Annotated in this window: 4 protein-coding genes and 1 pseudogene; 3 read left to right on the top strand and 2 right to left on the bottom strand. The window is 69.9% G+C overall.

Annotation, left to right across the window (positions count from 1 at the left end; genetic code table 11):
• Together VJ693_RS25130 and VJ693_RS25125 are read left to right on the top strand one after the other, a co-directional pair.
• A partial coding sequence (locus tag VJ693_RS25130; protein WP_324158835.1) for a sulfurtransferase occupies positions 1–636 on the top strand: 636 nt, incomplete at its 5' end.
• 102 nt (positions 637–738) lie between these two features.
• Positions 739–1,173, top strand: a complete 435-nt coding sequence (locus tag VJ693_RS25125) for a universal stress protein (protein ID WP_324158833.1) — start codon at positions 739–741, stop codon at positions 1,171–1,173.
• A 9-nt stretch (positions 1,174–1,182) separates the two neighbouring features.
• Here VJ693_RS25125 and VJ693_RS25120 read toward each other — a convergent pair whose 3' ends face one another.
• On the bottom strand, positions 1,183–1,956 hold the full coding sequence (locus VJ693_RS25120) for a ZIP family metal transporter (protein ID WP_324158832.1): 774 nt from the start codon (positions 1,954–1,956) through the stop codon (positions 1,183–1,185).
• A gap of 72 nt (positions 1,957–2,028) precedes the next feature.
• Entirely contained in the window at positions 2,029–3,768 is a 1,740-nt protein-coding gene (locus VJ693_RS25115) for a galactose oxidase-like domain-containing protein (RefSeq protein WP_324158830.1), read from the bottom strand.
• Between the two features lie 78 nt (positions 3,769–3,846).
• Here VJ693_RS25115 and VJ693_RS25110 point away from each other — a divergent pair.
• Positions 3,847–4,697: pseudogene (locus tag VJ693_RS25110) on the top strand (exopolyphosphatase); the annotation flags it as partial.

Here is a 4,697-nt window from a genome sequence, read left to right as displayed (position 1 = left end):
CCGCTGCCGACCCGGGAAGCCCTTGCCGCGACGCTGGCCCGCTGGGGCATCGGCGCGGGCACGCCCGTCGTCGCCTACGACGCCCAGGGCGGCGCCTACGCGGCACGGGCCTGGTGGCTGCTGCGCTGGCTGGGCCATCAGGCGGTCGCGGTGCTCGACGGCGGCGTCGCCGCCTGGCAAGCCACCGGCGGTCCGCTCGAACAGGGCCTCACGCCGCACGCCCCCGCGGCCGAGGGCTACCCGCTGCGGCCCGCCGCGATGCCGGCCGTGGACGCGTCCGAGCTGCTCGCCGCGCCCGGGCGCCTGCTGGTCATCGACGCCCGGGCGCCCGAGCGCTACCGCGGCGAAGTCGAGCCGCTGGACGCGCAGGCCGGCCACATCCCCGGGGCGCGCAACCGCTTCTTCAAGGACAACCTCGAGCCCAGCGGCCGCTTCCGCCCTGCCGCCGAGCTGCGCCGGGTCTTCGAGGCCTTCGGCGCGGCGCCCGCGCAGATCATCCACCACTGCGGTTCGGGCGTGACGGCCTGTCACAACCTGCTGGCGATGGAGCTGGCGGGCCTGCCCGGGTCGGCGCTGTACCCCGGCTCATGGAGCGAATGGTCTGCCGACCCGGCGCGGCCGGTGGCGCGGAGCTGACACGAGCAACGCGGCCTTGACGGGGGTCAAGACAAGCAGCGACGAACGCGTAACACTTCGGCCGAGGGCCGGGCCGTTCCCGGTAAACGCAAGGAGCGACGCATGTACCGCAACATCCTGGTCCCCACCGACGGATCCGAGATCACCGAAAAAGCGGTGAAGACTGCGATCACGCTGGCCAAGACGCTGGGTGCCAAGTTGTCGACGATCAGCGTGAAGGAGCCCTTCCCCTACAGCGCGATCTCCGAGATGCAACCGGTGCCGCCGCAGGAGTTCTATGACGCCCAGGAGCGCATCGCCTCAGCGCGGGTGAAATCGGTCGTCGATGCGGCCGCGCTGGAAGGCCTGAGCTGCGCCGGCCACACGATCGAGGCGCTGCATCCCTGGGAAGCGATCACCGACCACGCCAAGGCGCAGGGCTGCGACCTGATCGTGATGGCCTCGCACGGCCGCCGCGGCGTCAGCGCGCTGCTGCTGGGCAGCGAGACGCAGAAGGTGCTGACGCACTCGACGGTACCGATCCTGATCGTCAAATGAGCGCAGCAGTCAGCTGTGCATCCACCGGCTGGCGATCAGGATGATCGCCAGGCCGGCGCCGATCCACGCCACTTGGGCAAGCAGCTCGCGCCACGGCAGGTGGCGCTGCATCTGCGGAATCAGGTCGGCCACGGCCACGTAGATGAAACTGCTCGACGCAACGACGAGCAGGTAGGGAAACAGGGCGTCCCAGGCACCGACCACGAAGTAGCCGAGCACGCCGCCCACCACGGCCGTCAGGCCCGATGCCGCGTTGTACAGCAGCGCCTTGCGGCGGCTGAAGCCGGCGTTGATCAGCACGATGGTGTCGCCCACCTCCTGCGGGATCTCGTGCAGGATGATTGCCAGCGAGGTCGTCGCGCCCAGCTCGGGGCTGGCGAGGAAGGCGGCGGCGATGATGATGCCGTCGCAGAAGTTGTGGATGCTGTCGCCCACCAGCACGCTGAAGCCGCCCCGGCCGGCCTGCTCGGCATCGAAGTGGTGGTGGTGGCCGTGCCCGTCGCCCTCGTGGTGGTGGGCATGGCGGTACAGCTCGGCCTTCTCGAGCAGGAAGAAGAACAGCAGCCCGCCCAGCAGCGTGGCGAACAGCGCGTGCGGGTCGACCGGGCTCTCGAAGGCTTCGGGCAGCACGTGCAGCAAGGCCGTGGCCAGCAGCACGCCGGTGGACAGGCTGACCAGGTGCCTGACCAGCTGGCCGAGCACCGCGAAGGTCAACGAGGCGGCGATCACCACCGACAGCACGCCGCCGACCAGGGTGACGGCGACGATGTAGAACAGCGTCATGCGGGGCGGAAATGAAAAAACGAAACCGCGCCCGTTGGGGCGCGGTGGCGTGATTTCATCTTATCAACGCTGTCAAGAAGCGCCCAGCCGGATCACCTTGGCCTTCGACGGCACGCCATCGGCATTGAGGGCGAACAGCATGTAGAAGCCCGGCGGCGCGTTGTGCGCCGAATCCGGCAACGTGACCGTGAGGCTCGTGCCTTTCTGGGTGAAGCTCAGATCCTGGAAACGCTGCTCGTTGCTGAACGCGTGGGTGACGGCGCCGAAGCGCACCAGCGACATGCGGGCGACCGGGTTCTTGTTGTTCATCGTCACGGCGATGCTCTGGCCCCAGCTTCCGGCCGTCGGCGCGGTGGCGATGCCCGGCCGCGTGGCGGGCAGGCCCGAGCCGTCCTTCTTGTACAGGTAGGGCGGGAAGTAGATCTCGGCGTTCAGATTGGCCACCGGACCGGGCGCCCCGCCGCCGCCTGTCAGCACGGTGCCGTCGGGCATCAGCATCGAGATGCTGTGGTAAAGCCGGGGCTTGACCGCGGTGGCGGTCATCGTCCAGCCGCCCGTGGCCGGATCCCACAGCTCGGAGTCGTACACGGCGCCGACCAGATCGTTGCCGGTGGACGAGCCGCCGTTGACCCAGACCTTGCCGTCGGCCAGGATCGTCGCGTTGCCGTACTGGCGGTCCGCCGACAGCGGCGCGGCATCGGTCACGACGGGTGCGGCGCCGTTGATGTCGACCACCACCGCCTTGCCCGCATCGCGCACCGAGAGGATCTTGCCCGGCTGGTACATCGCCGCCGGCAGCATGAAGGCGCCCAGCGGCAGCGTGCCGGGCAGCTGCGTCAGGGCACCGGTGCCGGCCACGTCGAGCGAGAAGATCTTGCCGGTCACCGTGAAGATGACAACCCGCCCGTCCGGGCTCCACCAGGCGCGCGGGTAGTTCCAGCTCTGGATCTTGGAGCCGTAGGCGTAGTCGCTGGTCGCGTTCGTCAGCGTGCGCCAGCCGCTGGTCGGGCTGTAGACCTCGGGCGTGCTGGCGTAGGTGTCTTCGGTCGGCGGATACTGGCTGTCGCCCTCGTAGAACTTGTCGATGCGCCCGCCGAGCACGGCCTGCTCGCCGCTGGCGGTGGTGATCAGCGTGGCGTACCAGCGCTGGTAGGCCATCGACTGGCCCTGCTTGGTCAGCGCGTTGTCGACCGGCGTGAAGACGTTGACGTCGTTGTTGGCGTAGTTGCGCTGGCCGTTGACGACGCGGTCGCCGCCGACGATCAGCACGTTGCCGGTGTCGGGCAGCAGCACCTGGCCGGCGCAGAAGATGTCGGTGCCGGTCGTGTTGGACAGCAGCAGCTTGGATTTCGAGCCCATGCCGAGCGACGGATCCCACACCGCGTAGTGCAGCAGGCCGCCCTGGATGCCGCTGGGCTTGGTGCCGTAGCTGAGCACCCGGCCATCGGCGAGCAGGATGGTGTGCAGCGGGATGATCGGCCAGGTGAACGGCGCGCCGAACACGCCCTTGAGGTAGGCGTCGCCCGGGCCGGTGGGCACCGAGATCGCCTGCGCCTGCAGCTGGCCGAGTGCCGATTCGCGGCCATCTTGCTGCGTTTCGTCGTAGGCCACGCCCGGGCCGGCGCCGTAATCGATCGGCGCGCTGCCGAAGGGGCTGGGGCGGTCCTCTTCGACCTGCGCGCCGGCGTCTGGCGCGTTCGAGCCGCCGCAGCTGGCCAGCGCGGCCACCGCCATCAACTTCAGCGCATGCCGCGCCACGCGGCCAGGCGACAGCCGGGTGGAAGGTTTCTCGGACACCGACAGACAAGGCATGGGCACAGCTCCACTGGATTCTGGTTTGCTGGGAATTCTGCCCGTTCACCCCCGGGTTCGCCTGCACAATTCGTGGCCATGCCCCTAACTTTGCCTAGCCCCACCGGCCTGCTGGCCGCGATCGACATGGGCTCCAACAGCTTCCGGCTTGAGATTGGTCAAGTCCGGGACGGCCGCTACCGCCGGCAGCTCTACCTGAAGGAAACCGTGCGCCTGGGCGCCGGCCTGGACGCCGAGGGCATGCTGACCGAAGAGGCCGCGCTGCGCGGCCTGGGCTGCCTGAAGCGCTTTCGCGACAGCCTCGGCGGCCTCAGCGCCGCGCAGGTGCGCGCGGTCGCCACGCAGACGCTGCGCGAGGCGCGCAACCGCAACGCCTTTCTCGAGCGTGCCCAGGCCGCGCTCGGCCAGCCGATCGAAGTGATCTCGGGCCGGGAGGAGGCCCGGCTGATCTACGCCGGCGTCTCGCACCTGCAGCCCTCGGACAGCAAGCGGCTGGTGATCGACATCGGCGGCCGCTCGACCGAAATGATCCTCGGCCAGGGCCGCGTGCCGCACGAGGCCGAGTCGTTCCAGGTCGGCAGCGTCAGCCTGTCGATGCGCTACTTCACCGACGGGCGCCTGAGCGCCCCGGCCTTTCGCGCCGCGCAGGTCGCGGCCGGCGCCGAGCTCGAGGAGGCGCTGGCCACCTTCACGCCCGGCCGCTGGAAGGAGGCGCTCGGCTCGTCGGGCACGGCCGGCGCGGTGTCCGAAGTGCTCGCCGCCAGTGGCAAGACCGATGGCCGCATCACGCCCGAGGGCCTGCGCTGGCTGATCAACGAATGCATCACGGCCGGTTCGGTGGACCGCATCGCGCTGCCGGGCCTCAAGCCCGAGCGCCGGGCCGTGCTGGCCGGCGGCCTGGCGATCCTCTACACGCTGGCGACGCACTT

The sequence above is a fragment of the Ideonella sp. genome (genome assembly GCF_035254525.1).
In the GTDB taxonomy this organism is placed as follows: Bacteria; Pseudomonadota; Gammaproteobacteria; order Burkholderiales; family Burkholderiaceae_C; genus Ideonella.
The sequence above is the reverse complement of the archived record's forward strand: the minus strand, read 5'-3'. Positions and strand labels throughout refer to the sequence as shown.

Coding starts and splice junctions, on each gene's coding strand:
- VJ693_RS25125 (WP_324158833.1), top strand. CDS start 739: ATGTACCGCAACATCCTGGTCCCCACCGACGGATCCGAGATCACCGAA.
- VJ693_RS25120 (WP_324158832.1), bottom strand. CDS start 1,956: ATGACGCTGTTCTACATCGTCGCCGTCACCCTGGTCGGCGGCGTGCTG.
- VJ693_RS25115 (WP_324158830.1), bottom strand. CDS start 3,768: ATGCCTTGTCTGTCGGTGTCCGAGAAACCTTCCACCCGGCTGTCGCCT.